Annotated in this window: 18 protein-coding genes and 2 pseudogenes; 12 read left to right on the top strand and 8 right to left on the bottom strand. The window is 73.8% G+C overall.

The genetic code is table 11. The features are described 5' to 3' along the window. Positions 1-181: 181 nt before the first annotated feature. Positions 182-373, bottom strand: a pseudogene (locus ACIQV3_RS36655) (MerR family transcriptional regulator); the annotation flags it as partial. A 33-nt stretch (positions 374-406) separates the two neighbouring features. Further along, a complete protein-coding gene (locus ACIQV3_RS36650) occupies positions 407-1453 on the bottom strand; it encodes an MDR family NADP-dependent oxidoreductase (RefSeq protein ID WP_403720526.1) in 1047 nt (348 codons plus the stop codon). 223 nt (positions 1454-1676) lie between these two features. On the opposite strand from ACIQV3_RS36650, the gene ACIQV3_RS36645 reads away from it, so the two are divergent. Together ACIQV3_RS36645 and ACIQV3_RS36640 are read left to right on the top strand one after the other, a co-directional pair. After that, positions 1677-2627: an AEC family transporter gene (locus tag ACIQV3_RS36645; RefSeq protein ID WP_403720521.1), complete on the top strand. Its 951-nt coding sequence runs from the start codon at positions 1677-1679 to the stop codon at positions 2625-2627. Positions 2628-2674: 47 nt separating this feature from the next. Then, complete coding sequence (locus ACIQV3_RS36640; RefSeq protein WP_403720518.1) at positions 2675-3067, top strand: hypothetical protein; 393 nt, start codon at positions 2675-2677, stop codon at positions 3065-3067. On the opposite strand, the gene ACIQV3_RS36635 is transcribed toward ACIQV3_RS36640, so the two are convergent. The 4 genes from ACIQV3_RS36635 to ACIQV3_RS36620 form a co-directional block, all read right to left on the bottom strand. Then, complete coding sequence (locus ACIQV3_RS36635; protein ID WP_403720516.1) at positions 3021-3959, bottom strand: trypsin-like peptidase domain-containing protein; 939 nt, start codon at positions 3957-3959, stop codon at positions 3021-3023. The two genes, ACIQV3_RS36640 and ACIQV3_RS36635, sit on opposite strands and share 47 nt — an antisense overlap. Before the next feature lie 49 nt (positions 3960-4008). Then, complete coding sequence (locus ACIQV3_RS36630; protein ID WP_403720514.1) at positions 4009-5559, bottom strand: FAD-binding oxidoreductase; 1551 nt, start codon at positions 5557-5559, stop codon at positions 4009-4011. A gap of 153 nt (positions 5560-5712) precedes the next feature. Further along, positions 5713-6369 (bottom strand): class I SAM-dependent methyltransferase, encoded by a 657-nt coding sequence (locus ACIQV3_RS36625; protein WP_403720510.1) that lies wholly within the window; start codon positions 6367-6369, stop codon positions 5713-5715. Positions 6370-6400: 31 nt separating this feature from the next. After that, a complete protein-coding gene (locus ACIQV3_RS36620) occupies positions 6401-8176 on the bottom strand; it encodes an IucA/IucC family protein (protein WP_403720505.1) in 1776 nt (591 codons plus the stop codon). Between the two features lie 118 nt (positions 8177-8294). Between ACIQV3_RS36620 and ACIQV3_RS36615 the strand changes: the two genes are divergently transcribed. The 3 genes from ACIQV3_RS36615 to ACIQV3_RS36605 all read left to right on the top strand — a co-directional run bounded on the left by ACIQV3_RS36615 (position 8295) and on the right by ACIQV3_RS36605 (position 12694). Further along, positions 8295-9986: an IucA/IucC family protein gene (locus ACIQV3_RS36615; RefSeq protein WP_403720501.1), complete on the top strand. Its 1692-nt coding sequence runs from the start codon at positions 8295-8297 to the stop codon at positions 9984-9986. 125 nt (positions 9987-10111) lie between these two features. Beyond that, positions 10112-10948 (top strand): GntR family transcriptional regulator, encoded by an 837-nt coding sequence (locus ACIQV3_RS36610; protein ID WP_403720498.1) that lies wholly within the window; start codon positions 10112-10114, stop codon positions 10946-10948. Positions 10949-11299: 351 nt separating this feature from the next. Beyond that, positions 11300-12694, top strand: coding sequence for a M12 family metallo-peptidase (locus ACIQV3_RS36605; protein WP_403720496.1), 1395 nt, complete (start codon positions 11300-11302; stop codon positions 12692-12694). A gap of 74 nt (positions 12695-12768) precedes the next feature. Here ACIQV3_RS36605 and ACIQV3_RS36600 read toward each other — a convergent pair whose 3' ends face one another. Further along, complete coding sequence (locus ACIQV3_RS36600; protein WP_403720494.1) at positions 12769-13614, bottom strand: GntR family transcriptional regulator; 846 nt, start codon at positions 13612-13614, stop codon at positions 12769-12771. A 229-nt stretch (positions 13615-13843) separates the two neighbouring features. Between ACIQV3_RS36600 and ACIQV3_RS36595 the strand changes: the two genes are divergently transcribed. Together ACIQV3_RS36595 and ACIQV3_RS36590 are read left to right on the top strand one after the other, a co-directional pair. Then, positions 13844-15499, top strand: coding sequence for a beta-N-acetylhexosaminidase (locus tag ACIQV3_RS36595; protein WP_403720492.1), 1656 nt, complete (start codon positions 13844-13846; stop codon positions 15497-15499). Next, complete coding sequence (locus ACIQV3_RS36590; protein WP_403720490.1) at positions 15427-16926, top strand: cellulose binding domain-containing protein; 1500 nt, start codon at positions 15427-15429, stop codon at positions 16924-16926. The genes ACIQV3_RS36595 and ACIQV3_RS36590 overlap by 73 nt, the downstream gene beginning before the upstream one ends. Before the next feature lie 79 nt (positions 16927-17005). Here ACIQV3_RS36590 and ACIQV3_RS36585 read toward each other — a convergent pair whose 3' ends face one another. Beyond that, positions 17006-18568 (bottom strand): S8 family peptidase, encoded by a 1563-nt coding sequence (locus tag ACIQV3_RS36585; RefSeq protein WP_403720487.1) that lies wholly within the window; start codon positions 18566-18568, stop codon positions 17006-17008. A 192-nt stretch (positions 18569-18760) separates the two neighbouring features. On the opposite strand from ACIQV3_RS36585, the gene malX reads away from it, so the two are divergent. From malX to ACIQV3_RS36560, 5 genes and pseudogenes are all read left to right on the top strand, one after another. Further along, positions 18761-20371, top strand: coding sequence for a maltose/glucose-specific PTS transporter subunit IIBC (gene malX / locus ACIQV3_RS36580; protein ID WP_403720484.1), 1611 nt, complete (start codon positions 18761-18763; stop codon positions 20369-20371). Between the two features lie 3 nt (positions 20372-20374). Continuing rightward, complete coding sequence (locus ACIQV3_RS36575; protein ID WP_403720481.1) at positions 20375-21607, top strand: MalY/PatB family protein; 1233 nt, start codon at positions 20375-20377, stop codon at positions 21605-21607. 500 nt (positions 21608-22107) lie between these two features. Beyond that, a pseudogene (locus ACIQV3_RS36570) lies at positions 22108-22938 on the top strand (SigB/SigF/SigG family RNA polymerase sigma factor); the annotation flags it as partial. Positions 22939-23210: 272 nt separating this feature from the next. Further along, a complete protein-coding gene (locus tag ACIQV3_RS36565) occupies positions 23211-24284 on the top strand; it encodes a glycine betaine/L-proline ABC transporter ATP-binding protein (RefSeq protein WP_403720478.1) in 1074 nt (357 codons plus the stop codon). Beyond that, the gene (locus ACIQV3_RS36560) at positions 24284-26089 is read left to right on the top strand and encodes an ABC transporter permease/substrate binding protein (protein ID WP_403720476.1); all 1806 of its coding nucleotides are present in this window, start codon (positions 24284-24286) and stop codon (positions 26087-26089) included. Before ACIQV3_RS36565 ends, ACIQV3_RS36560 begins: the two co-directional genes overlap by 1 nt. Positions 26090-26371: the final 282 nt, after the last annotated feature.

Raw genomic sequence — 26371 nt, 5'->3', positions numbered from 1 at the left:
GCGGCGCGGGAGGGGTGACGGATGCGGGTAGGCCCGCGCGGCGGGCCAGGGCCTCGCGCAAGCGGGTGAGGCGCTCGATCTCCGCGTCGAGCACGGAGAGCCGGTGGCCGACGACCCCGCCGCCGGAGCCACAGGCCGGCGGTGGGTCCGCCGCCAGCAGGTGGAGGCGGTCGGCCACCCCGCGCAGGTCCTCGACGGTGAACCCGTGGGCGAGCAGGTCGCGGACGATCCGGATCCTGGCCACGTCCCCGGGGCCGTACTCCCGCTGGCCGGAGGGGCTGCGGCCCTGTGGGGCGAGCAGTCCGCGCTGCTCGTAGAACCGCAGCGCCCTCGGCGTGGTCCCCGCCGCCGCAGCCGCGTCACCGATCCGCATCCCGTGCCGACCCCCTCGTGTTCCCCGCCCGGACTACCCCGGCAATTCCACCACCACGGCGCCGAAGTGGCGTCCCGTCGTCAACTCCGCCAACGCCTGGGGAGCGCGTTCGATGCCCGGGATCCGTACGTGCGGGAAGCTGATCTCCCCGGAGCGCAGCCAGGCCCCGAAGCGGCCGGTCCACTCGTCCTCCACGCCGGGATGCTCCGTACCGAGGTACCCGCGCACCGAGACGCCCCGGACGACCAGGCGGAACGAGTCGAACTCCACCGGGGGGCCCACCCCGCCCCCGCCCCCGGCCCGCCCCGGCGCCAACTGGCCCGAGAGCGCGCCGACCAGCGCGAAGCGGGCACCCTGCCGGGCGGCGCCGAGGGCCGCGGCCAGCTGCTCACCGCCCACCGTGTCCACGAGTACGTCGATCCCCCCGGGCGCCGCCCCGGCGAGCTGCTCGGCGAAGGGCCGCCCGCCACCGCGGAGCAGCGCCGCGTCGTAGCCCAGCTCCGCCACCAGCCGTTCGGCCTTCTCCGGGGAGCCGGTGGTGCCGATCACCCGGCCCGCGCCCAGCAGTCGTGCCGTCTGGCCGGCGAGGGTCCCTACCGCGCCGGCCGCACCGGTGACCAGGACGGTGTCCCCGGGCCGGATCCCGGCGAGCCGGGTCAGCGCGCCGTACGGGGCCGAGCCCTGGGCCAGGTACGCCACCGGGTCGGGCAGGGTGTCGTCCAGCGGGGTGCAGGCGGCGGCGTCCACCAGGGCGTACTCCCGCCAGCCGAGCAGGTGCGAGACGAGCGTGCCCGGCCGCAGCGGGCTGCCCGCGGGGGCGGCCACCACCTCGCCGACGGCCGGACCGAACAGCGTGTCACCGGCGTGCAGCGAGGGCAGCGGCAGCCCCTCGATCGCGCCGCCCATCAGGGTGATCAGCCCGGGGAACACCAGGAAGTGGCGGTTGCGGACGAGCACTTGCCCGGGGCCGGGCTCCGGCAGCGCTGCCTCGGCGACGGTGAAGTGCGCCCGCCCGGGCAGTCCTTCGGGGCGGGATGCGAGCCGGATCTCGCGTGCGGTACGGGGCAGGTCCGTGGACATCGGGGCTCCTCGGCAGGGCGCGGCCGGCAGCGGCGGGGGCGGCCGCCCCCGCGGCGGCGGCGGTTGGGTGCGGCGACGCTAAACCCTGACCCGCACGTCAGGGTCAAGCCCGCCGGGCCAGCCGAGGCCGCCGGGCCAGCCGAACCCACCGAACCCGCCGAGGCGGCCCGGCATAGACTGCGCCCGGCGTGGAGGATCATCGAACAGCGGGGAGCACGTACGCATGGGCGGGGCGGCCGCGCTGGAGAAACTGATCCCGGTGGCGCTGGCCTTCGGCGCCGGGGTGTTCCTCGCGCGCCGCAAGGTGGTCCCCGCGGAGGCCTCCAAGGCCTTCGCCGACTATGCCTTCCTCTTCGCGGTCCCCTGCTACCTGTTCGGCAACATCTACGCCGCGGACCTCGCCGCCCTCTTCGACTGGCGGGCCATCGGCGGCTACGCCGCGGCCGCCGCCCTCGCCGTCGCGGCCGTCGCCGCCGCCTCGGCGGCAGCCGGACTGCGCGACCCCCGGGACGTGGCGCTGCGCGTGATGGCCGGAGTCCAGGTCAACACCGCCTACTTCGCCGTCCCCGTGTTCATCACCTTCTTCGGCACGGCGGCGCCGATCTTCCCCGTGCTGCTCTTCCAGGTCTGCGTGCTGTCGCTCGTCGTCATCGCCATCATGGAACTGGGCCGCACCGGACCCGGCTCGGGCGGCGGTCCCGCCCGGCGCCTCGGCCGCGCCGTCAGCGCCTCGCTCGTCACCCCGCTGGTGCTGGCCTGCAACGCGGGGATCCTGCTCAACCTGCTCTCCGTGCGCGTCCCGGCGGTGGTCCTCGACGGGGCCGCCTTCGTCGGCGACAGCGCCTCACCGGTGGCCCTCTTCGCCCTCGGGCTCCACCTCGGCGGCATTGGCCTCGACGTCCGGGGCACCACGGCCGAGGAGCTGGCGCTCATCGGCTTCAAGTGCCTGGCCTTCCCGCTGCTGGCGTGGGCGGTGTGCGGGGCCCTGTTCGGGGTCCGGGGCGAGTGGCTCACGTACCTCGTGCTGATCGCCGCGATGCCGACGCCCCAGAACCTGTTCATCTTCGCCCAGCGCTACGACGTGGGCGTGGACCTCTCGGCCGCCGTCGTGATCAAGAGTTCGGTGGTCTCCCTCCTGCTGCTGCCGCTCTGGCTGCAGGCGGTGTCCATGTGACCGCGGCGGCCTTCGTTCCCCGGGCGGGCTCCGCTCGTTGAGCGGGTATGGAGCTCCCGACGATCGCGGCGCCCGGCGTCGGTGAACAGGCCGACGCCGTGGCCGATGCCGCCTGCCACCTCTACGACGCGCTCGGGCCCTGGGGGCACACCGCCCCCGGCGGGTGGAGCCGGGGCGCCGCCGAGGACGCCGCCGAGGCCATCGAGACGGCCGCGCACGCCCTCGCGTACGCCCATCCGCGGGCCGAGGTCATCCTCGGGCCCGTGCACGCCGCCCTCGCGGACCTGCGCCGCCAGCTCGGCCTCGCGCCCGCCGAGGCGCTGACCGCGGAGGGGCTGCCGGCGACCCCGCGCACGGTGGGCAACCCGCGCCGCACCCGCTGGGTGCGGGTGCTCACGCCACCCGCGCCCCGGCAAGAGCCTTCTCGTACAACTTCCTGATGTCGGCGCCGAAGTAGGAGCTGTAGGAGGTGTCGGGGGTGTCCCCGCCCGTCTTCCAGCCGCCGATCACGCCGACCACGTCGCCGGTCTCGGTCCGCTCGTCGAAGGCGGTCAGGAACGGGCCGCCGCTGGTGCCGCCCGGATACCCCGTGCAGTCGATCCGCAGGAACGATCCGGGGATCCCCGGATCGGTGCTGGTGAACTTCGTCGTCCGGTTCACGCACAGCCGCGGCCGGGCGGCGGAGGCCGGATAGCCGATCAGCGAGACCTTCTTGTGCGCGTACGCGGCGCCGGTGACCAGGCGGTTCCCGCCCACCACGTCCTCCACGGGGAAGCCGTCGGCGTCCGGGCCGACCTGGGCGAAGGCCACGTCGAGGGCGGCGCCCTTGTCCGCGCCGAGCTGCCGGTAGCGCGGGTCGATCCACACCTTGGAGCGGCCCGCCGCGTCCCGCAGGACCGGGAACATCCCGTACGGCTGAGGATTCCGGGCCGTGTACTGCGGTACGAAAGCCACCTGCCGGGCGTCCGTCCCGAGCAGGCAGTGCGCCGCGCTGAGCACCAGATCCCGGCCGGGGGAGGCGACCACGCTCGCGGTGCAGAAGTACGCGCCGCCGCCCTTCATGACGAACATCCGGCCGACGACCGGGATGCCGTCGAAGTCCCGGCCGGTGCCGTCCACCGCGGCCGGGGCGCCGCCCCGGCTGATCGGGACCGCGGACGCCATCCGGTCCGGAGTCCAGAACGTCTCCGCCTCCCGGGCCGACCACCGGTCGGCGGCGGGAGCCGGGGCCGGGGCCTGGGCCGGGGCGGTGCCCGCCTCGGCCTCGGGCAGGGGGCCGCCGGGCAGCAGCAGGGCGGCCGTGGCCGCCGCCACCGTCAACGTACGTCGCATGTCCGTCTCCTTCTTCGGGGATGGGAGGGAGGGCGAGGGAGCGAGAGGGCTACACGGCTTGGGGGAAGTGCAGCAGCCGGTCCGGGTCGTAGCGGCGCCGGACCTCTTCGAGGCGGGCCAGGTTCGGCCCGTAGTAGGCCTCGCGCCAGCCGGTCAGCTTCGGATCGGCGTAGTTCTGGTACGCGGCTCCGCCGGCCCAGGGCCGCAGGTCCTGCCAGAGCCCGTCGAGCCAGCCCTGGTGCCGGACTGCGTCGGCGGCGGGAGCCGCGCCGGGCCAGTAGACGAGGTACTGGGCGAGGAACCCGGCCGAGCGGTGCGCGAAGGCGGTGGCCCGCTCCGGGGTCCGGTTGAGGGCGCCGCCGCAGACCCCGTCGAACTGCACCACGCCGACCCCGCCGCGCGGCACGCTCCCGGCGTAGCGCCGCAGGGCGGCCAGGACGGCGGACGCGGCCGCCTCGGTCAGCCCGTCCGGGGCCCAGAAATCGGACCGGGCGGCGTAGGAGACGCGGCCGAGCCGCCCGTGGGGATCGTGGCCCGGCAGGCTGCCGGGCAGCCGGCACTCGGCGGGGCTCCGGTCCGCGCATCCGGCCATCGCCCGGACGGTGTCCCCGTAGCCGCGCACGACGGTCCAGCTGTCCCGGGGCGGGCCGCCCACGAGGTCGGACAGCCGGGTCAGCTGCCGTTCCAGCTCGGCGCGCCCGCCGTCCAGGCAGAGCACCCGCACGGCCGGGGCGCCGACCGGGCCGCCGTCGACGGTGAACTCCACCTGGCTCCAGAACGGATCGGGCAGTGCCCGGAGCCAGTGCTGCCAGCCGCGCAGGACGGCGGGGGAACCGTCGGCGGACCAGCGCAGTTCCGCGAAGGCGCAGTCGGAGACCGGGTGCGTGCGGAAGCGGAATCCGGTGACCACCCCGAAGTTGCCGCCACCGCCGCCGCGCAGGGCCCAGAACAGGCCGGGCTCGCGGTCCGCCCCGACCTCGCGGACCGTCCCGTCGGGGGTCACGACGGTCATCCCGGTGAGCCGGTCGCAGGTGGCGCCCCAGGAGCGGGAGGACAGGCCCAGGCCGCCGCCGAGGGTGAGACCCGCGATGCCGACGGAGGGACACAGCCCCGTGGGGACGGCCAGGCCCCGCGCGGCGAGGACGGCGTTCACCTCCCCGAGCCGGGCGCCGGCGCCGATCCGGACACCGGTCCCGGACCCCGGTTCCACGGCCACCTCCGCCATGGCGCCCGTGTCGATGACGAGTCCGGCCTCGCGGGTGGACCAGCCCGCGTAGCCGTGGCCGCCGCCGCGCGGTACCACGGGGACGGCCGAGCGCCGGGCGAAGTCCAGACAGGCGGCCACGTCCCCCGGGTGCGCGGGGTAGGCCACCGCGCCCGGCCGGACCGCGTCGTAGCGGGGCTGGAAGAGCTGCCGGGCCTCGTCGTAGTCCCGGTCGCCCGGTGTCACCACCCGGCCGTCGAGGGAGCGGGCCAGCGCCGCGTAGTCCGGGTCCGCGCGGCGGGGCGCCGTACGGGCTGTCGCGCGGGCCGTCGCGCCGATCGAGGCGAGGACGCCCGTGGCGGCTCCCGCGAGGACCTGGCGGCGGTGGAGGGTCATCCCTCCTTCCTGCCACCGCCCGGCCCGTTCGGGGCGAAGGCGGGCCCACCGGCGCCGGGTTGCCCCCCGAACGGCCCACGCCCGGGCGGGCGGGAGCGGGCGGGAGCGGGCGGGAGCGGGCCGGAGCGGGCCGGGGGGCGGCTCCGCCCGCGGTCAGTCCGCCCGCCGGGCCAGCAGGAAGCCCTGCGGGGACTTCTCCGTGGCGTCCGGTTCCCGGACCAGGCGGGCCGTCTCGGTCAGGCCCGCCCCCGCCAGCAGCTCGCTGATCAGCTCGGGCGGGGTCCAGTACACGTCGAGGTCGACCGGATGTCCGTACGCGTGCTCCAGCCGGAGCTGCCGGTCGCCGGCCTTGAACGCGATCAGCAGGTACCCGCCGGGCACCAGCACCCGGGCGAACTCGGCGAACAGCGCCGGGAGCCCGGCCGGGGGCGTGTGGACGGTGGAGTACCAGGCGAGCACCCCGCCGAGGACCCCGTCCGCGATGTCCAGCGCGGCCATCGAACCGACCTCGAACCGCAGCCCCGGATACGTCCGGCGGGCCACGGCCACCATCGCGGGCGACAGGTCGACGCCGAAGGCCCGTACCCCCAGGCCGTCCAGGTGCGCGGTCACCCGGCCCGGGCCGCAGCCCAGGTCCGCGACCGCCCGGCCGGAGCCGGGCCCGTCCCCGCGCACGTACTCCGCGAAGGCTGCCAGCATGGCCCGGTCCAGCGGTTTTCCCGCCAGCTCCCCGGTGAGCAGCGCGGCGTAGTCGGCGGCGACGGCGTCGTAGGACGACCGGACGGAGTTCAGGTGCGAAGTCGATCCCATGCCCCCGGACAGTAGCCCGCCCGTGCCCGGCCTAGCCCCCGGTCAGCGGATTGTCCAGCTCGGCCCACTGGTCGCCCGGTACCCCCGGGCTCAGCCGCATCAGCGTCAGGGCCTTGGTCGGCAGCGGCTCCGTCAGCAGCGCCTGGGTGTCGGCGGTGGACGGGAGGCCGGGCTCGGCCGCCGCCAGGTCCGCCGCCAGCGCGGCGGCCGAACCGGCCGTGGAACCGAGCGCACCCGCCACCAGCGACCCGAAGAGCTTGCGGCGCAGCAGGGTCACGTCGTCGGTGATCAGCCGCCCCGACAGCGGTGGCGCCGACAGGCCGTGGCGGGCCAGGCGGGCCGGGCTGATCCGGATGTCGGCGAGGTCGCGGTACACGAGCCGCAGCGGGGCGCCGTCGGCGGACAGGACGACCAGGAGGTTCTGGCCGTGCGCCTCCAGGGCCACTCCGAGGTCCAGGGCCCGCAGGCACACCGACAGTGCGAGGCGGGCGAAACCCGCCCGCCAGGCGTCGGAGCGCGCGTACGGGGTCAGCGCCAGCGCGGCCACCGGCAGGACGCGCTCGCCCGCGCCCCGGTCCGCGTATGCCTCGGGCGGCTCGCGGAGCACGGCGGCCAGGTCGGGGCTGCCGGCGGTGACGGCGCCCAGGGTGCGGGTGATGTGCAGGCGGCCGTCGAGCCGTTCGGACAGGCTCTGGGCGAAGGCGGAGACCGCGGCGGCCGTCTCGATGGAGTAGACGGAGATGTCCCGCACGGAGGAGGTGAGGCGGGTGCTGAGGGCGGTTTTGACGTGCGGACCGCCTTCGGCGGGAGAGAGGGTGCGCAGTGCCATCAACGGGTGCGCGGCGGGCCCGGGCCGCAGCTCGTGTCCGTGCCCGAGCCCGTGCCCGAGCCCGTGCCCGTGTCCGTGTCCGTTCCCGAGTCGGTTCCCGTGCCCGGGCCCGTTTCCCTGTCCAGGCCCGTCGTCGTGTCCGATCCCTTCCGGCTCTCCCTGTTTCACCACGTGCGCGGCCTGCCAGGGGTGGACCGGTACGAGGATCCGCCCGGCCTCCCGCCACAGGTCCGGCCACTCCCCGGTCACCCGGCACTCGCCGGCCCGTACGACGGCCAGCCCGAGGGTGACCACCGGCCGGTGCTCGGGTGCGTAGGCGAGCTGCTCGGCCACCGTGAAACCGGGGCGGGAGCGGCAGTTGGGGTGGTACGGATGGCCGTCCACCACCCGCTGCTCCCACTCCCAGGCGGCGAGCCCCCGGATGTCACCGGTCCCGGGGCCGGCCGGCTGGCCGGCGCGGGACAGGGCGAGGGAGGCCGTGCTCTCGTCGAGTTCGGCGGCGAACTCCTCCCCGTACGGCAGCCCGAGCGCGGCCACGAGCGGTGCGGCCCGCCGGTAGGGGCGCCCGTCGAGCAGCAGCTCGGTCACGGGGGGCGCGCTCGCGCGGACCGCGGAGAAGGTGGTCGCGTACGGGTCGGGGAGGGGGCCCTCCAGCCGGGAGCCCGAGGCGAGCCGGAGCACGAGCCCGCCCGAGCCCCGCTCCCGGTGGGTGATCCACGGCAGCGGCTCGAAGGCGAAGGCCCGCCAGAGCCGGGTGAGCACGGCGGCGCGCGCGCCGGGGAGCGCGGCGGCGTAGGCCGCCCCGAGGCCGGGGCGTGCGCCGGGCAGGCCGGCGGGGCCGGGCCGGCCGAGCGGTTGGGTGGGGCCGGCGGGGCCGGGCGGGCCGGGCGGTTGGGTGGGGGCGGTGGGGGCCGTTTCGGCCGTCCCGGCCAGCTCGGCGGCCACGGCCTCTTCGGCCGTGGGGGCGGGGAGGTGCATGCTGGGATCCAGGGCCCCGGTCCTCTCGGGTGACGTGATGATCACTTCATCATCGCGGATACTGAAGATCACGGCTGGTGGTACGCCCCGCGCACCTCCGGCGCTCCGGCTGGACCGAATGGAATCCGTGGACCTCAACCCCACCGACAACGCCGCCGCCGACACCTACGCGGCCGCCCCGCTCCTGAACTGTCTCCTGCGGGAGGCCGCCGAACCGGTCTCGCTCACCGGGTCCGCCGGGGCAGCGGGTTCCGGGGAGGACGGCTGGTGCGCGTACCGGCTGTCGGGCAGCGGGCGGTTGCTGCGGGTGCGTTCCGGGCGCAGGCCCGAGCGGCCCGAGTTGGGCACCGGGTCCGGCTGGCATCCGCTGACCCATACCGAGCTGGTCAAACTCGTCTCCGACGAACTGCGCCGGTACACCGGGGTGTCGAACGGCGAACTCCCGGTCGAGATCGCCGACAGCCGCGCGACCATCGCCGCGCTGCTGGCCGCCCGGGCGGTCACACCGCCGCCGGCGGACCCGTACGTCCGGTCGGAACAGGCGCTGGTCATGGGTCATCCCCACCACCCCGCCCCCAAGGCCCGCGGGGGCGGGCCGCCCAACGGCTGGCTGCCGTACGCCCCCGAGGCGTACGCCCGCTTCCCGCTGGCCTTCCTGGGCGTGCGCGAGGACCAGGTGGTGGAGGAGGGCGGCCCGGCGGCGGCCGACGCGATCGACTCGCTGGCGCAGGCGCTGGGCGGGCCGCGCCCGCCGGCCGGCTACCGGCTGCTGCCCGCCCACCCCTGGCAGCTCGACCTGGTCGCGGGCAGGCCCCCCGTCCACGAGGCCCTCGCGGACGGGAGGCTGCTGTCGCTGGGGACCGGGCGGGTGCCGGTCTGGCCGACCGCCTCGATCCGGACCCTCTACGTTCCGGGCGGGACCGGGAGCGGGAGCGGGAGCGGGTCCGTGACCGGGTCCGTGGCAGGGGTCGGGGCCGGGGCCGTGACCGGCACTGGGGCCGTGAGCGGTACCGGTGGCGGCGCGGCCCGCGATCTGTTCGTGAAGTTCAGCCTCGACGTGCGGATCACCAACGACGTGCGCCGGCTGTGGCGGCACGACCTGCTGAAACTGCGCCGCACGGACGCCGCGGTCGAGGCGGGCTTCGCGGAACTGCGCCGGGCCGGGTCGGTCGCGGCCTGGCTGCCCGACCGGGGGTACCGGACGGCCGCCTTCGCCTTCGAGGAGCTCGCCGTACTCGTCCGCGACGGCCTGGCGGCGCACGCGGAGCCCGGGCTGACCCCCTTGCTGGCGGCCGCGCTGGCGGAGGGGTACCCGGGCAGCCCGCTGGCGGGAACGGCCGACCCGGCCGGGTGGTGGCGGGCGTACCTGCGCCAGGTGGTGCCGCCCGTGCTGCACCTCTTCGCCCGGCACGGTGTGGTCCTGGAGGCGCACCTGCAGAACACCCTGGTCGCCGTCGACGCCCGGGGCGTGCCCGCGCAGGCCCTCTTCCGGGACGCCGAGGGCGTGAAGCTCCTCCCGGACCTGGACCGGGACGCCGCCTGGCAGCGCCTCGTCTACTGCCTGGTGGTCAACCACCTGACCGAGGTGGCGGGCGCGCTCGCGCAGAGCCATCCGGAGGCGGCCGGGGACCTGTGGCCCGCCGCCCGCGCGGAGTTCCGGCGCTCCGGCGAGGCGCACGACCTGCCCGAGGTCGCCGCCCTGCTGGCCGCCCCCACCCTCCCGGCCAAGACCAACCTGCTGCTGCGCTGGACCCGTGCCGACGGTGCGGACTCCCGCTACCTGCCGCTTCCCAACCCGCTGCGGTCCTGAGGGAGCGTGCGGTTCCGGCCAAAGAGGGTCCGATTACCGGATCCCCTCTCACTGACAGGTATAGACCAATGCTACGTTGGTCGAGCAGACCGCGCAGTCCTTGACCTCCCGTCAGAGGAGAAGCCATGCCCTCCCCTTCGCGGGGCGGCGGCCCGGCCGCCATGCCCAAGTACCAGCGGATCGCCGCAGCGTTGCGGCGCGAGATCGACCTCACCGCACTCACCCCCGGCGCCCGCCTTCCCTCCGAGCGCAGGCTCGCCGCCCGCTACGAGGTCAACCGGCAGACGATCCGGGCCGCCCTCCAGCACCTGAGGGAGGACGGCCTCGTCGTCACCGGTCGGCGGGGCACCCGGCCGGCGTTCCCGGGGGCGGAGCAGTGGCCCGCCGCGGCGCCCGCGGTGGCGTTCCCGGCGGGCGCGGCGGCCCCGGGCCCCGCCCCGGCGGCGCAGGCCGCCCCCGTGCCGGCGGCCCCGCCCGCACAGGCTCCCGCCGGGGGACAGGCCCAGGCGTGGCTCACCCTCGTCACCCTGGCTCCGGCGCTCGCCGACCAGCTCGGCATGCGGGGCGGGGAGCAGACCCTGGTCCACCACCACCGCGAAAGCGGCCCGACGGGGCAGACCCGGCGGCACGCGGTGACGTACCTCAGTCCCCGCACCGTCGTCCGGACCCCCGAGCTGGCCCGCTACCGGGACCGCCTGGTGGCGGGCGTCCGGGACGAGGACCTGGGTCCCCTGCACCACTGGCTGGAGGGGGCCGCGCGGGCCGGCCGGGTCGCCGAGACCATCACCATGACCCGGACCAACTCGCCCCAGGCCGCGGCCCAGCCCGGCGGTCTCACCGTACGCCGCACCCTGCACGACGCCTCCGGCCGACTGCTCGCCGTCACCGATCTCGCCTTCCCCACCTGGGACCGGCTGACCTTCGACCGGTCCCCGGCCGCCATCGGCTTCCGGGTGACGTAACGGGCGATGTAGCGGGCGACGCCACGGTCAAGGCGACGGGTGAAGCAACGGGTGGCCGGCCCTGCCGCACCGGGCCCGTCAGGGTGAGCGGGGGCGGCGTGGCCGGGTGACGCGGCCGGGGGAGCGGGTGTCGGCGTGGACCGGGCCGGTGGGGACGTGCCTTCGTACGCTCATGATCATCTCTCGTCTCGGCCTGGCCACCGGGCTGCTCGCCGCCCTCTCCGCCACCGCGCTCGGCCTGCCGCCCGCCCTGGCCGGCGCGCCGGCGCACCCGACCGCCGAGCCCTCGCCGCCCGGCCACGTCCTGCGCAGCCGCACCATCGACCTCGACCTGGCCGACTACCGCTGGCTGTGCACGGACCAGCCCTTCGGCACCCCCGCAGGCACACCTTCAGGCCGTTCCCCGACACCTCCGTCGAGGTCGTGGAGTCGGGCCTGGAACGGGACCCGGCGGGAGGCGCCGTCCAGTGGAGCGGCGAGGTCGTCAGGGTCGACGGCCACCCGGTCGCGCCCGGAGTGCACCGCCGGGTCGTGCTGTCGACCACCGGAGTCTGCGACCCCGGGGCCAGGCCGGACACCGTCGGGGTGGACGCCCTGATCGACCTGGGGGAGACGGCGTACCGCGTCGCGCAGCCCCGCAACGAACCGGGCCGGCTGCTGATCACCGAGGAGGACCCCGACCTCCACGTCAAGCCCCCGCAGGACGACGCGGACCCGCAGTACGAGAACCCGGACCCCGCGGTCATCGCCGAGGCACGCAGGCAGCTGATGACCCGCGCCGCGTCCGCGGAGCCGGTGGTCATCGACATGGTCGTCGGCTACACCCCGCGCGCCGAGTGGGGCATGGGGGGCGAGGAGGCGATGCTCGCACGGATCGCCTTCGCCGAGACGAGCATCAACCACGCCTTCGCCGACAGCAACATCAAGGCGAGCGTGGACATCGTGGCCACCTACAAGGCCAACTACTACGCCCCGGCGGACCAGGAGACCGCGCCGGTCGTCCACGGCCTGATCTCCAACCCGAGGGAACCCCGGCTGGGCGCCCCGGCCGCGGCGCTGCGCGAGAAGTACGGCGCCGACCTGGTCTCCCTGATGATCGAGGTCCCGGACGGGACGAGCAGCGGGCAGGGCAACCTCCCGCAGCCGCCGAGCGAGAAGACCGACGACCAGGCGTACTCGGTCGTCGACTACCGGACCGTGGCGCTCTGGTACAACTTCGGCCACGTGGGCCACAACCTGGGGCTGTGGCACGACCGCGCCACCCTGGACGAGCAGGCCGGGGGCGCCGACTACCGCCCCTACCTCACCACCCCGTACAGCACCGGCTACGTCACGCCCGACCGCCGGTACCACACGCTGATGGCCTACTCCTCGGCCTGTGGCGGGCCCTGCACGGCCGTCAACCAGTACTCGAACACCGAGAACACCTGGGACGGCCAGCCGCTCGGCGACGCCTACAACAACAACGCGGCCGTCGCCCGGATCACCACCCCGCTCATCGCCGGGTACCGCGCCCCGGCGCAGCTCCGCCAGCGCCACGCCCTGACCCTGGGCGAGGGACTGCGCCCCGACACCTGGGGCCCGTACCGGGCGGGGACCTCGATCAAGGTGACCGCCACCCCGCCGCGCGGGTACCGGATCGCCGCGTGGGAACTGGACGGGCAGCGCTACGCGATCACCGCGAACCAGGTCAACGTCACGATGGACAAGGCCCACGGCCTCAAGGCGGTCTTCGTCCGCAACTGACGCACGGACGCACGGTCCGCAGCTGATCCACGGACGCACGGTCCGCAGCCGACGCACGGACGCACGCCGGCCCGTCACGTGCTCGTGTGGACGTCCCCGGTGGTGGTGGAGGTGATGACCGCCCGGCGGCCGAGGTCGCCCGGCGGGATCCCCGGGTGGTGGCCGCCCGGCCGCCCGGAGCCCGGGGACACCCCGAGGGCCAGGCGCGAGACGATCCGGTAGCGGTCGCCCCGGTACACGGAGTGCACGTACTCCACGGGCCGGCCGGTGGAGTCGGTGGTGAGCCGTTCGATGAGCAGGGCGGGGGAGAGCAGCGGAACGTCCAGCAGGCCCGCCTCCGCCTCGTTCACCACCGTCGGCTCGATGGACTGCTGCGCCTCGTGGACGTACACGCCGTGGTGGTCGCGCAGATGCTCGTACAGGTCCCCGGCCTCCAGCTCCGCCGGGGTCAGGGCCGGCACCAGATCGGCCGGGATGTGCAGGTGCTCGATGGCCATCGGGGCCCCGTCCACGAGCCGCAGCCGGGCTATGTAGAGCAGGCTCGCACCGGGGGAGATGCGCAGGCGGCGGCCGATGCGGGCGCCCGCCTGGACGGTGGAGTGCTCCAGGATCCGGCTGGACCAGTGGCCGGCGGCCTGCCGCATCGCGAAGGCCGCCTCGTCGGCGGCCAGTTCCTGGGTGATCTTGGCGGGCGCGACGAACATCCCGCGCCCGTGCTCGCGTACGAGCAGCCCCGTGGCCACGAGCTCGTCCACCGCCGCGCGCAGGGTGGGGCGGGAGACCTCCAGGGTGGCGCACAGGGTGCGTTCGGAGGGGATCGCGTCGCCGGGCCGCCGGATGTCGATGAGTCCCAGCAGGTGTTCGCGGACCCGTTCTCGCTTGAGTACGGATCCTGACGAGTCGGTTGCGTCCTTCGTCATGGCCCGCCCCCATTTCTCTCTGCTCACCTGTCCAACTGGTCATGTGCATCTAACCACTCGGGGGAGGGGGGCGCGAGGAGTCCGTCGAAATTCTTCGGCCCGTGCGGGGTTGACGGCGCACGCGGGTCGTGTCACCTTCTAGCCACTCAGCTAACCAATTGGTCAGTTGGTCAACTCCAGGCCCGTTCGGATGAGTTGACGGAACAGCCAGGTGAGGAATCCCGAGACCGTGACCGCCGCCCCGCCCCGCCGCCCCGACCTCGCGCTCGTCCCGCGCCCCGACGTGGTGACCGTCCTGCCCGGCCGCTTCGTCCTGGACCACCGCACCGGACTGCGTGCCGGTCCCGGCGCCGAGGCGGCGGCCGGTCTGCTGCGCGAACTGCTCACCCCCGCAACAGGGTTGCCGCTGGCACCGGACCCCGACGGGCGGATCGCCTTCCTCCTGACCCCGCAGGACACGGCCCCCGCGGGCCCCGGTGAGGAGCCCCTCGGCGCCGAGGGGTACGCCCTCACCGTCGGCCCCGACTCCGTACTGCTGCGCGCCGCCCGCCCCGAGGGCCTGCTCCACGGGGTGCAGACCCTGCGCCAGCTGCTGCCGCCCGAGGCGCTGGCCGCCGGGGGCGCGCAGCCCCGTACGCCCGCCGCCGGCTGGTCACTGCCCTGCGTACGGATCACCGACCGGCCGCGGTTCGCCTGGCGCGGGGCCCTGCTGGACGTGGCCCGGCACTTCCAGCCCGTGGCCTACGTACGCCGCTTCGTGGACCTGCTCGCGCTGCACAAGCTCAACGTCCTGCACCTCCACCTCACCGACGACCAGGGCTGGCGGATGCCGGTCCCGGCCTACCCCCGGCTCACCGAGGTCGGCGGCCGCCGCGCCGAGACCGCGGGCGACGGGATCCCGCACGAGGGCGCCTACACCCGCGCGGAACTGACCGGGCTCGTCGCCTACGCGGCCCGGCGCGGGGTCAGCGTCGTACCCGAGATCGAGATGCCCGGCCACGCCCGCGCCGCCCTCGCCGCCTACCCCGAACTCGGCAACCGGCCCGGGGTCCGGCTGGACACGTGGACCCGCTGGGGCGTCTGCGAGAACGTCTTCGGGGTCCACGACGCCGTGCTCGACTTCTGCCGGGGCGTGCTGGACGAGGTCACGGACGTGTTCCCCGGGCCTTACGTGCACCTCGGCGGCGACGAATGCCCCCGCGCGGAATGGGAAAGCTCCCCGGCCGCCCGCGCCCGGATCGCCGCCGAGGGGCTGGCCGGCCCGGGCGCCCTCCACGGCTGGTTCCTCGGCGAGGCCGCGAAGCACCTGGCCGGGCTCGGCCGCCGCCCGCTCGGCTGGACCGGCACCGGCACCGAGCTGCCCGCCTCCTTCACGGCCCTGGCCTGGCTCGACGCGGAGCACGGGCGGGCCGCCGCCCTGCGCGGCCACGACGTGATCATGACCCCCTACCGCTCCACCTACCTCGACTACCCGCAGTCCGCCGACCCCGGCGAACCGCGCGGCCAGGACGGCGGCGTGCTCGACCTGCGCGGCGTCTACGACAACGACCCCGCCCCCGCGCACTGGGAGCCCGCGGCCGCGCGCCGCGTCCTCGGCACCCAGGCGCAGCTGTGGACCGAGTACGCGCGCACCCCTGCGGAGCTCGAATACCTGGCCTTCCCCCGGCTGTGCGCCCTGGCCGACACGGCCTGGTCGGCGCACCGCGACTGGCCGGACTTCCTCCGGCGCCAAGGCCACCACCAGACCCGGCTCGCCGCCCTCGGCGTGCGCGGCCGATCCCTTCCCTCCCCCCACCCCGAGAGGAACGCAGCATGCGCACCCCGACCCACGCCCCCGGCCACACCCCTGACCGTGCCCCCGTCCGCAAGCGCCGTACGGCCGTAGCCCTGGCCCTCGCCCTGACCGCCGGTCTCGGCTCGGCCGCCCTCGGCGCCCTGCCCGCGACCGCCGCCGCCGACTCCGTCAAGGTCCAGTACCGCACCAGCGCGACCGGTGCCACCGCCGACCAGGCGGAGCCCTGGTTCAAGGTGGTCAACAACGGCTCCGGCACCGTCTCCCTGAACCAGGTCTCCTTCCGCTACTACTTCAAGGCGGACAGCCCCAGCACCCAGTACCGGTACGCCTGTTCCTGGGCGGTCAAGGGCTGCGCCAACATCACCGGCACCTTCGGCACCCTGGCCACCCCCACGGCCACCGCCGACCGCTATCTGGAGATCACCTTCACCGGCGGCGCCGGCAGCCTCGCCCCGGGCGCCGACACCGGTGACATGCAACTGCGCTTCCACCGCGCCGACTGGCAGACGCTGCGCCAGTCCGACGACTACTCCTTCGACGGGTCCCGCACGGCCTACGCCGACTGGGACAAGGTGACCGCCAAGCTGGGCACCGGCACCGTCTGGGGCACCGCGCCCGGAGGCAACGTCCCCGACCCGACGCCGACCCCGACGGACCCGACCCCGACGCCGACCAACCCCACGCCGACCCCGACCGACCCGGGACCGGCCGGAGCCACCCTCTTCGACGATTTCACCTACACCTCCTCCTCGGACCCGGCCATAGGGGCCCACGGCTGGAGCGTGCGCTCCAACGCGGGCGGCCCCGGGGTCCCGGGCGCCACCTGGGCGCCTTCGAACGTCACCTTCGCGGCCGAGGGCGGCAACACGATCATGAACCTGGAGACCTCGACGGCCGGCACCGGCGAGAGCACCAAGCACACCGAGATCCTCACCAAGACGATGAAGTTCAAGAACGGCACCTACGCGGCGCGGGTCAAGTTCTCCGACGCCCCGAAGTACGGCCCGGACGGGGACCACCTCGTACAGACCTTCTTCCCCATCAACGACCTCAAGGCCCCGTTGGCCGACGACTACTCGGAGTACGACTTCGAGTACCTCCCCAACGGCGGCTGGGGCGAGCCCTCGAACATCCTCTACACCACGTCCTGGGAGACGTACCAGGCCGACCCGTGGGTGGCCGTCAACCAGCACACCGAGTCCCGGACGAGCTACGCGGGCTGGCACGACCTGGTGCTCACCATCGACAACAACGCCATCACCTACTACGTCGACGGGCAGCTCTTCGGCACGCACGACGCCAAGTACCTCCCCGAGCGCGGCATGTCGATCAACTTCAACCAGTGGCTGATCGACCTCAACGGGCAGCCGGGCTCGACCCCGCGCGCCTACGACCAGAAGGTGGACTACGTCCTGCACGTCAAGGACCAGGTCCTCACCCCGGCCCAGGTCGCGGCCAAGGTCGGCGGCTACCGGACCGCGGGAACGGCCTTCGTGGACACCGTCCCGGGCAGCTGATCCCGCCGACGTGAACGCGGGCGCGCTCCGGGGCCGTTGACCCCGGAGCGCGCCGCCCTGCTTCTTGGAGCCGTGCCGCTCAGAACCGCAGCGCCCACCAGTCCAGGTACCCGGTGTTCCCGGCGAAGGCGTCGAACACGCGCAGCCGCCACACCCCGTTCGCCGTCTCCGAGGAGGCGTTGACCGTGTAGAGCCCGACGAGGTCGCTCTCGCCCCAGTCGGTGTACTCGTCCTTGATCGGGTACACCGTCCCGTCGGGCGCGATCAGTTCGATCCGCAGGGTCCCGGAGTCCGGGTGCTTGACGGACACCTCCACGTCCAGCTTGGAGGGGGCGCTGCCCGCGACCCCGCTGACCGTGATCGGGGACCTGATGGTCTTCAGGTCCCCGACCGCGTAGTCCTTGGTGTTGGAGACGCGTTTGGTGACCACCCGGTTCGCCACGCTGCCCATGTACAGGGCGCGGTCCGGGGAGCCGGACCCGCGGTCGAGCACGGCCCCGGTGGTGGCCTTGGACTTCAGGTAGGTCGCCACCTGGGCCGGGGTGGCGGTGCGGTTGAGGGACAGGTAGATCGCCGCCGCGCCCGCGACGTGCGGGGAGGCCATCGAGGTCCCCGACATCTGGGTGCTCCACTCGTCGCCCCAGGACACCGCCGAGGTGATGTTGTCCCCGGGGGCGAACAGGTCCACCAGCGAACCGTAGTTGGAGTAGGTGGAGCGGGCGTCGCGGGCGCTCAGCGCCCCGACCGTGATCGCCTGGGAGACCCGGGCCGGCGAATGCCCCGAGGCGTCCATGTCCTGGTTGCCCGCGGCCACCGTGTAGGTGATCCCGGAGGCGATGGAACCCCGCACGGCCGCGTCCAGGACGCTGTCCGGGTCACCGCCCAGGCTCATGTTCGCCACGGCCGGCTTCACCGCGTGGCGGGTCACCCAGTCGATGCCGGCGACCACCTGCTCGGTCGTGCCCGACCCGCTCGCGTCGAGGACCCGGACGGCCACCACCTTGGCGCGCTTGGCCACCCCGAAGGTGGTGCCCGCGACCGTTCCCGCCACGTGCGTGCCGTGCCCGTGCAGGTCCTCGGCGACGGCATCGTCGTCGATCGCGTCGTACCCGTACCGGGCCCGCCCGCCGAAGTCCTTGTGGCTGATGTTGACCCCGGTGTCGATGACGTACGCGGTCACGCCCGTACCGGCCGAAGAGGCGTACGTGTAGGCGTTGTTCAGGGGCCGCCTGCGCTGGTCCATCCGGTCCAGGCCCCAGGACGGAGGCGTCGGCTGGGTGGTGTCGAGGCGCAGCTTCCGGTTCTGCGCGACCGTGGTCACGGCCGGATCGGCCGCGAGCCGCCGGGCCTGGCGCTCGGTCATCCGGACGGAGAAGCCGTTGACCGCCGAGTCGTACGTCCGGCCGACCGTGCCGCCGAACCGTTCGACCACGGCCCGGCCCCGGTCCGTACGGGAACCCGCGCGCGCCGGATCCAGCAGGACGAGATAGCTGTCGCCGACGGCTCCGGGAGCTCCGGCGTACAGGACCACCCCCTCCGGCGGGCCGGCGGCCGAGGCCCCGGTGTCCACCCCGAGCGCGAGCGCCGAGGCGAGTGCGAGGGCGGCTCCGTACCGCCGCAATAAACGCGATCGCTTGATCATGAAGGCAGACCCCCCTGAGTCGTCCGCTCAGGGTGCTGCGTTCACCAGCTCCGCACAAGAGGGCCGCGGGGGAGGAATCGGGCCTTGTGGATTGGGGTCCTTCTCCTCTTAGCGCCGTCCGTTCACAGAACGGAATCTTTATGTACGACCCCTTTACCCGCGACCCTTCCGAGTACGGACGAAAGATCCACCATGAAGAAGACGAAGGCAGCGCTCTGGGAATTCCTCCAGGGCCTGGGCAAGACCTTCATGCTGCCCGTGGCGCTCCTGGCCTTCTGCGGCATCATGCTCGGTGTCGGCTCCTCGCTCTCCAGCCCGGCCGTCCTGCAGAACCTCTCCTTCCTGGACAACGAACCCCTCCAGCTGGCCTTCACCTGGATGTCCAACACCGGACTGGTGGCCTTCAAGTTCCTCCCGGTCCTCTTCGCGATGGCGATTCCGCTCGGCCTGGCGCGCGAGGACAAGGGGGTCGCCGCCTTCTCCGGATTCGTCGGCTTCGCCTCCATGAACCTCGCCGTCAACTTCTTCCTCACCACGCGCGGCGTGGACTTCGAGGACAAGGGCGAGATCGCGCACTACGGCATCGCCGACGTGCTCGGCGTGAAGTCCATCGACACCGGACTGCTCGGCGCGGTCGCCGTCGGCGTCATCGTGGCCCTGCTGCACAAGCGCTACCGCACCAAGCGGATGCCCGACGCGCTCGCCTTCTTCGGCGGCCTGCGCTTCGTCCCCATCGTCTCCGCCCTGGCCATGAGCATCGTCGGACTCCTCGTCCCGCTCGTCTGGCCCACCCTCGGCGGCTGGATCGCCTCCGTCGGCACGGGCATCGCGCACGCCGGAGTCTTCGGCCCCTTCTTCTTCGGCATGGGCGAGGTGCTGCTGCGCCCCATCGGCCTGCACCACATCCTCGTCGCCCTGTTCCGCTTCACCGATGCCGGCGGCGCCGGCGTGGTCTGCGGGGAGAACGTCAGCGGCGCCCTGAACCTCTTCTACGCCCAGCTCTCCTGCCCCACCCCCTCGGGCGCCGCGCACACCGCGACCCAGTTCCTGTCCCAGGGCAAGATGGCCGCGTACCTCGGCGGCCTGCCCGGCGCCGCGCTCGCCATGTACCACTGCGCCAAGCGCACCATGCGCCCGGAGATCAAGGCGCTGCTCGTCTCCGGCGTCGTCGCCTGCGTGGTCGGCGGGGTCACCGAGCCGCTCGAATTCCTCTTCCTCTTCATCGCCCCGTGGCTGTACCTGATCCACGCGGTCCTGGTCGGCCTCGGCTTCCTGGTCTCCGCCGTGCTCGGCGTGTACATCGGCAACACCGACGGCAACGTCATCGACCTGCTGGTCTTCGGAGTCCTCCAGGGCACGACCACCAAGTGGTACCTGGTCCCGGTGATCGCCGCGATCTGGTTCGCCGTGTACTACTTCCTCTTCCGCTGGGCGATCACCAAGTTCGACCTGAAGACCCCCGGCCGCGACGACGAGCCCTCCGGTCCGGAGGCCGCGGACACCGGGGCGGCCGCCGGCGCGCCCGACGACCGAGCCCCCAGGGCCGAGCTCGTCGCCGGCAAGTACGACCCGGTCGCCATCCTCGAAGCCCTCGGCGGCCCGGCCAACATCCACGCCCTCGACAACTGCATCACCCGCCTGCGGATGACCGTCGGCGACGCCGCCCTGCTGGACGACGCCCGGCTGAAGAAGCTCGGAGCCATCGCCGTGGTCCGGCTCGACGAGCACAGCGTGCAGGTCATCATCGGCCCCCAGGTGCAGTCCGTGAAGGACGCCCTCGCCAAGCTCACCCCGGTCGGCTGACCCGTGGACACGCGCTACGACTTCGACGCGCCGGTCGACCGGCACGGCACCTGGTGCACGCAGTGGGACTACGTCGAGGACCGCTTCGGGGTGCCCGGACTGCTCCCCTTCACCATCTCCGACATGGATTTCGAGACCGCCCCCGAGGTGCTCGCCGCCCTGCGCGGCCGCCTGGAGCACGGGGTCCTCGGCTACTCCCGCTGGCGCCACGAGGAATTCCTCTCCGCGGTCCGGCACTGGTACGCCACCCGCTACGACACCCCCGTCGACGCGGACCGCATCGCCTACGCCCCCGCCGTCCTCTACCAGCTCGGCCGGATCCTGGACCTCTGGTCCTCGCCCGGTGACGGGGTCGTGGTCCACACCCCGGCCTACGACGCCTTCCTGCGCCTGCTCGCGGCCCGCGGCCGTGAGGCGCGCGGGGTCCCGCTCCACGACTGGGACGCCCTGGAGCGGGAGTTGGCCCGCCCCGACACCAGCGTGCTGCTGCTGTGCTCCCCGCACAATCCCACCGGGCACGTGTGGAGCGGGGCCGAGCTGGAGCGGATGGCCGGGCTGTGCGAGCGGCACGGGGTCGCGGTGATCAGCGACGAGATCCACTCCGATCTCGCGCACGCCCCGTACCGGCACCGCCCGTGGGCGCTGCACGGCCGCCCCGGCGGCCGCTGGGCCATTGTGACCTCCGCTTCGAAGTCCTTCAACATCCCCGCACTGACGGGGAGTTACGGGATCTTCGGCGACGCGGAGTCCTGCGGGCGCTACCTCACCCTCCTCAAGGACGCCGACGGGCTGTCCTCCCCGGCGGTCCTCTCCGTCACCGGACACATCGCCGCCTACCGCGAGGGCGGGCCGTGGCTCGACGCGCTCAACACCTACGTCGCGGGCAACCTGGACATGGTGCGGGAGCGTCTCGCGCGGTCCTTCCCCGAGCTGGACTGGCAGCCGCCCAAGGCCGGCTACCTCGCCTGGATCGATCTCCGGCCCCTCGGAGTTCCCGACGAGGTGCTCCAACGTGAGCTGATTCATACCGAGAAGGTGGCGATCATGCCCGGAACCGCCTACGGGCCCGAAGGCGCGGGCTTCGTGCGGCTCAACGTGGGCTGCCCGCGCTCCAAGGCGCGGGCCGGTGTCGAGGCCCTGATCCGGGCACTGCGCACCACCTCGGGCCACCCTGCGGGAGCCGCTCCTGAAGCCGTTCCGGCAACCGTCACCGGGCCCGCGGCCGAAGGGAATTGACCGTACGGCCGAGGGGGCTGAGGCCGGACGGCCGATGTGCGACCGGAACGGGTCCCGGCCGCAAATGCGGCCGAGTCCCGGCCGGTTGATCTAGGCGGAAGGGAGCTGGGGAACGGATCCGGAACCGGCTAGGGTGTACGCCCATCAAGGTCATGCGCCGCAAGCCGACCAGCCCAAGGAGCGACCCCGTGCCGATGCCCGCCCCGTTCTCCCATACCGCCGGCCCCCTGCCCGGCCCTCTGTCCGGCCCCCTGTCCGGGTCCCTGCCCGGCCCCCTGTCCGGGTCCCTGCCCGGTCCCCGTACCGAGTCCCTTCCCGGGGTCGGGCCCGTAGCCGTGCCCGGATCCCAGCCCGGGTCCCTTCCCGGTGCCCGGACCGCTCCCCGCACCGGTCGCCGCCCCGGCCCCTGCGCCGGCCGTCTCGCCGCCCCCGTCCCCGCCCCCGTCCCCGGCTCCGCCCCCGTTCCGGCCCCCGCCGCCGGCCGGGCGCCCGGCCGCGCCGCCGCGGAGCCCGCCGTCACCGCGCTCCCGCCGCGGATCGCGGAGCCCCGCGAGGTGGCCCCCGCGGACGCGCGCGAACTGACGAGGCTCTTCTTCCGCCGGCTCCACGAGCTCGACGAGGGCACCCCCGAGTACCGGTACGTCCGCGAGACCCTCATCGAGATGAACATCTCGCTCGTCCGGTTCGCGATGCGCCCCTTCCGGGGCCGCGGCGACGGAGGTGACCTCGACGACCTGCTCCAGGTCGGCACCATAGGCCTGATCAAGGCCATCGACCGGTTCGACCCGGCCCGCGAGGTGGAGTTCGCCTCCCTGGCCATGCCGTACATCACCGGTGAGATCAAGCGGCACTTCCGCGACGCCAGTTGGGCGGTCCGCGTACCGCGCCGGCTCCAGGAAATGCGCATCGACCTGGCCAAGGCGAAGGAGGAGCTGACCGCCCTCCTCGACCACCCGCCGACGGTCGCCGACCTCGCCGCGCACCTCTCGCTCACCGAGGAAGAGGTCATCGAGGGCCTCGTCGCCGCCAACGGGCACACCAGCGGCTCCCTGGACGCCCCGGGCTCCGAACGGGCCGACGGCCGGACCGAGGGCCACAGCCTCGCCGAGACGATGGGGGCCGAGGAGCCGGCGCTGGAGCGCGTCGAGGACATCCAGACCCTGGCACCGCTGCTGGAACGCCTCAGCGACCGCGAGCGGCGCATGCTGTCGATGCGCTTCGGCGAGGAGCTCACCCAGGCCCAGATCGGCGCTGCCCTCGGCATTTCCCAGATGCAGGTCTCGCGCCTCCTGACCCGGGTGCTCGCGCATCTGCGGGCCTCGATGCTCGCCGACCCGGAGGGCCCCGGAGCCGGGGCGTCGCAGCAAGCGGAATCCGGTGGCGCGGGTGCGGTCGCGGGTGCGGACGGCGACGCGATGTGAGTGACATGACTCACTTCACCGTTTGCAGAGGTTAAGTACGGGCATCAGCGCTGCTGGAGCGGACTCGTCCGCCGGCCGACAGCGGCCGGGGCACGGGTGACGGGCGGACCCCGTCGCGCTCCACGGCCCGCCGGCCGCAGGCACGCCGGTGGGCCGTCTCCGGTACGACCCTTGAGGTGTATGTGTCCACGCTCATAGCCGAGCACGTGTACAAGGTGTTCGGTAAAGGACCCGACAACGGCGCGGCCGTCGCGAAGGCGGTCCGCGCGCTCGAAAGCGGCGCGACCGACCGCGACGAGCTGCGGGCCGAGGGAACGACGGCAGCGGTGATCGACGCCTCGTTCCGCGTCGAGCCCGGCCAGATCTTCGTCGTCATGGGTCTGTCGGGCTCGGGCAAGTCCACCCTGCTGCGCATGCTCAACGGCCTGCTGGAGCCCACCGCGGGCCGGATCCTCTTCGACGGCGAGGACCTCACCGCCCTCTCGCCGGCCGAGATGCGCCGCGTACGCTCCACCAAGATCAGCATGGTCTTCCAGCACTTCGCCCTGTTCCCGCACCGCGACGTGCTCGAGAACGCCGGCTACGGCCTGGAGGTCCAGGGCGTCCCCCGGGCCGAGCGCGAACGGCGGGCCGCCGAAGCGCTGGCCCTCTGCGGGCTCGGCGGCTGGGAGAAGTCCTGGCCCGACGAGCTGTCCGGCGGCATGCAGCAGCGCGTGGGCCTGGCCCGCGCCCTGGCCACCGACGCCGACCTGCTGCTGATGGACGAGTCCTTCAGCGCGCTCGACCCGCTGATCCGCCGCGACATGCAGGACCAGCTGCTCGAGCTCCAGAAGAGCCTGGGAAAGACCATCGTCTTCATCACCCACGACCTCAACGAGGCCATGCGGCTCGGCGACTCCATCGCCGTCATGCGCGACGGCCGCATCGTCCAGCAGGGCACGGCCGAGGACATCCTCACCCGCCCCGCCGACGACTACGTCGCCTCCTTCATCCAGGACGTGGACCGCTCGCGCGTGCTGACGGCCGACGCCGTCATGACCGGGACCCCCGGCGGCCGGCCCGGCTGCGGCTGCCCCACCGTCTCCGCGGGCACCCCGCTCGCCGACGTGTGCGCCGTCAGCGCCCGCGTCCCGCACGACGTGGCCGTCACCGCCGAGGACGGCACCGTCGTCGGCTCCGTCCCGCAGGGCCGGCTCGTCGCCTTCATCGGCGACGAGCGGCGCGCCGCGCTGGACTGCGCGGAGGTGGCCGCCTGATGCCCCGCCTGAACCTCGGATCCTGGGTCGACAGCGGTGTCGACTTCCTCCAGAGCCACCTGTCCTGGCTGTTCGACGCCATCGCCACGCTCGTCACCGGGCTCTACGACGGCATCGAAGCCGTCCTGAACGCGCCGAACCCGCTGCTGCTGGCCGGCATCCTCGCCGTCGCCGCCTGGTGGCTGCGCGGGCTGCTCGCCGCCCTGCTGGCCTTCGCCGGCTTCGCCCTGGTCGACTCCGTCGCCCTGTGGCCCGAGGCCATGTCCACGCTCGCGCTGGTCCTGGTCGCCACCCTGGTCACGCTGGTCTTCGCGATCCCGCTGGGCATCTGGGCCTCGCGCTCCGACAAGGTCAGCGCCGCCATGAAGCCCGTCCTGGACTTCATGCAGACCATGCCGGCCATGGTCTACCTCATCCCCGGCATCATCTTCTTCGGGGTCGGCGTGGTGCCCGGCATCATCGCCACCATCATCTTCTCGCTGGCGCCCGGCGTCCGGATGACCGAGCTCGGCATCCGTCAGGTCGACGCCGAACTGGTCGAGGCCGCCGAGGCCTTCGGCACCACCCCGCGCGACACCCTCGTACGGGTCCAGCTCCCGCTGGCGCTGCCCACCATCATGGCGGGCATCAACCAGGTCATCATGCTCGGCCTGTCCATGGTGGTCATCGCCGGCATGGTCGGCGGCGGCGGCCTCGGCGGCGCCGTCTACCGGGCCATCGGCAGCGTGGACATCGGCCTCGGCTTCGAGGCCGGCATCTCCATCGTCATCCTCGCCATGTACCTGGACCGGATGACCGGAGCCCTGGGCCGCCAGGTCTCCCCGCTCGGCCGCCGCGCCCTCGCCAAGGCGCGCTCCGCCGCCACCGGCACCGCAAAGGTGTGGAGCCACCGCCCGCAGCCCGCCTTCGCCGTGGCCTCGGCCGTGGTGCTGTCCCTGGTCGCAGGCACCCTCGGCATCTTCGGTGACTCCGGGAAGTCGCAGGTCAACGCCGCCGGCGGGGCCGGCGTCGAGAACATCGGCAAGGGCCGCAAGCTCAGCATCGGCTACATCCCGTGGGACGAGGGCATCGCCTCCACCTTCCTCTGGAAGGAGCTCCTGGAGCGCCGCGGCTACCAGGTCGACGCCCGCCAGCTGGAGCTCGGCGCGCTCTACACCGGGCTCGCGGGCGGCCAGGTCGACTTCCAGACCGACGCCTGGCTCCCCTCGACGCAGGCCGAGTACTGGAAGAAGTACGGGAACAAGCTCGACGACCTCGGTTCCTGGTTCGGACCCACCTCCATCGAGCTCGCCGTCCCCTCCTACGTGAAGGACGTCAAGACCCTCGCCGACCTGAAGGGCAAGGCGGGACAGTTCAAGGGCCGGATCATCGGCATCGAACCCAGCGCCGGCGCCATGGGCCTCCTCAAGGACAAGGTGCTCCCGCAGTACGGGCTCGACGGCGAGTACAAGGTCGTCGACGGTTCCACCCCGGGCATGCTCGCCGAACTCAAGCGGGCCTACGAGAAGAAGGAGCCCGTCGCGGTCGTCCTCTGGTCGCCGCACTGGGCGTACGCCTCCTACGAGCTGACGAAGCTCGCGGACCCGCAGGGCGCCTGGGGCAAGGGCGACGGCATCCACAACGTCGCCCGCAAGGACTTCGCGGCCGACGAGCCGAAGGTCGCCCAGTGGCTGAAGTCCTTCAAGCTGACGGAGGCCCAGCTCACCGGCCTGGAGGCCGAGATCCAGGAATCGGGCAAGGGCAAGGAACAGCAGGCCGTCCGCACCTGGCTGGCCGAGCACCCCGAGGTCGACAAGCTCGGCTGAGCGAGCGGGAGGGGGGCCGGTGCGGCAAAGCCCCTACGGGGCTGCGCGCACCGGCCCCCTCACCGTGCGGCGGTGGTTGAGCCGGCCGTGGCCGGCTCGGGCACCAGCATCGCCGCGTACGAATCGGGCGTGGTGGAGGTCGCCGACGGGCAGCGCTGAGCGGCGCGTTCCCGGGAGGGTCGGGAGGAACCCCCGGGCGCACACCTCTGACCTGCGGAACATCGCCGGAACACTGGAGGATTCACCCGTGCGCAACGGGGCACGTCCATGGCACAGTGCGAG

The organism is Streptomyces sp. NPDC099050, from assembly GCF_044759865.1.
Lineage (GTDB): Bacteria > Actinomycetota > Actinomycetes > Streptomycetales > Streptomycetaceae > Streptomyces.
This window is presented reverse-complemented; position numbering and strand designations above follow the sequence as displayed.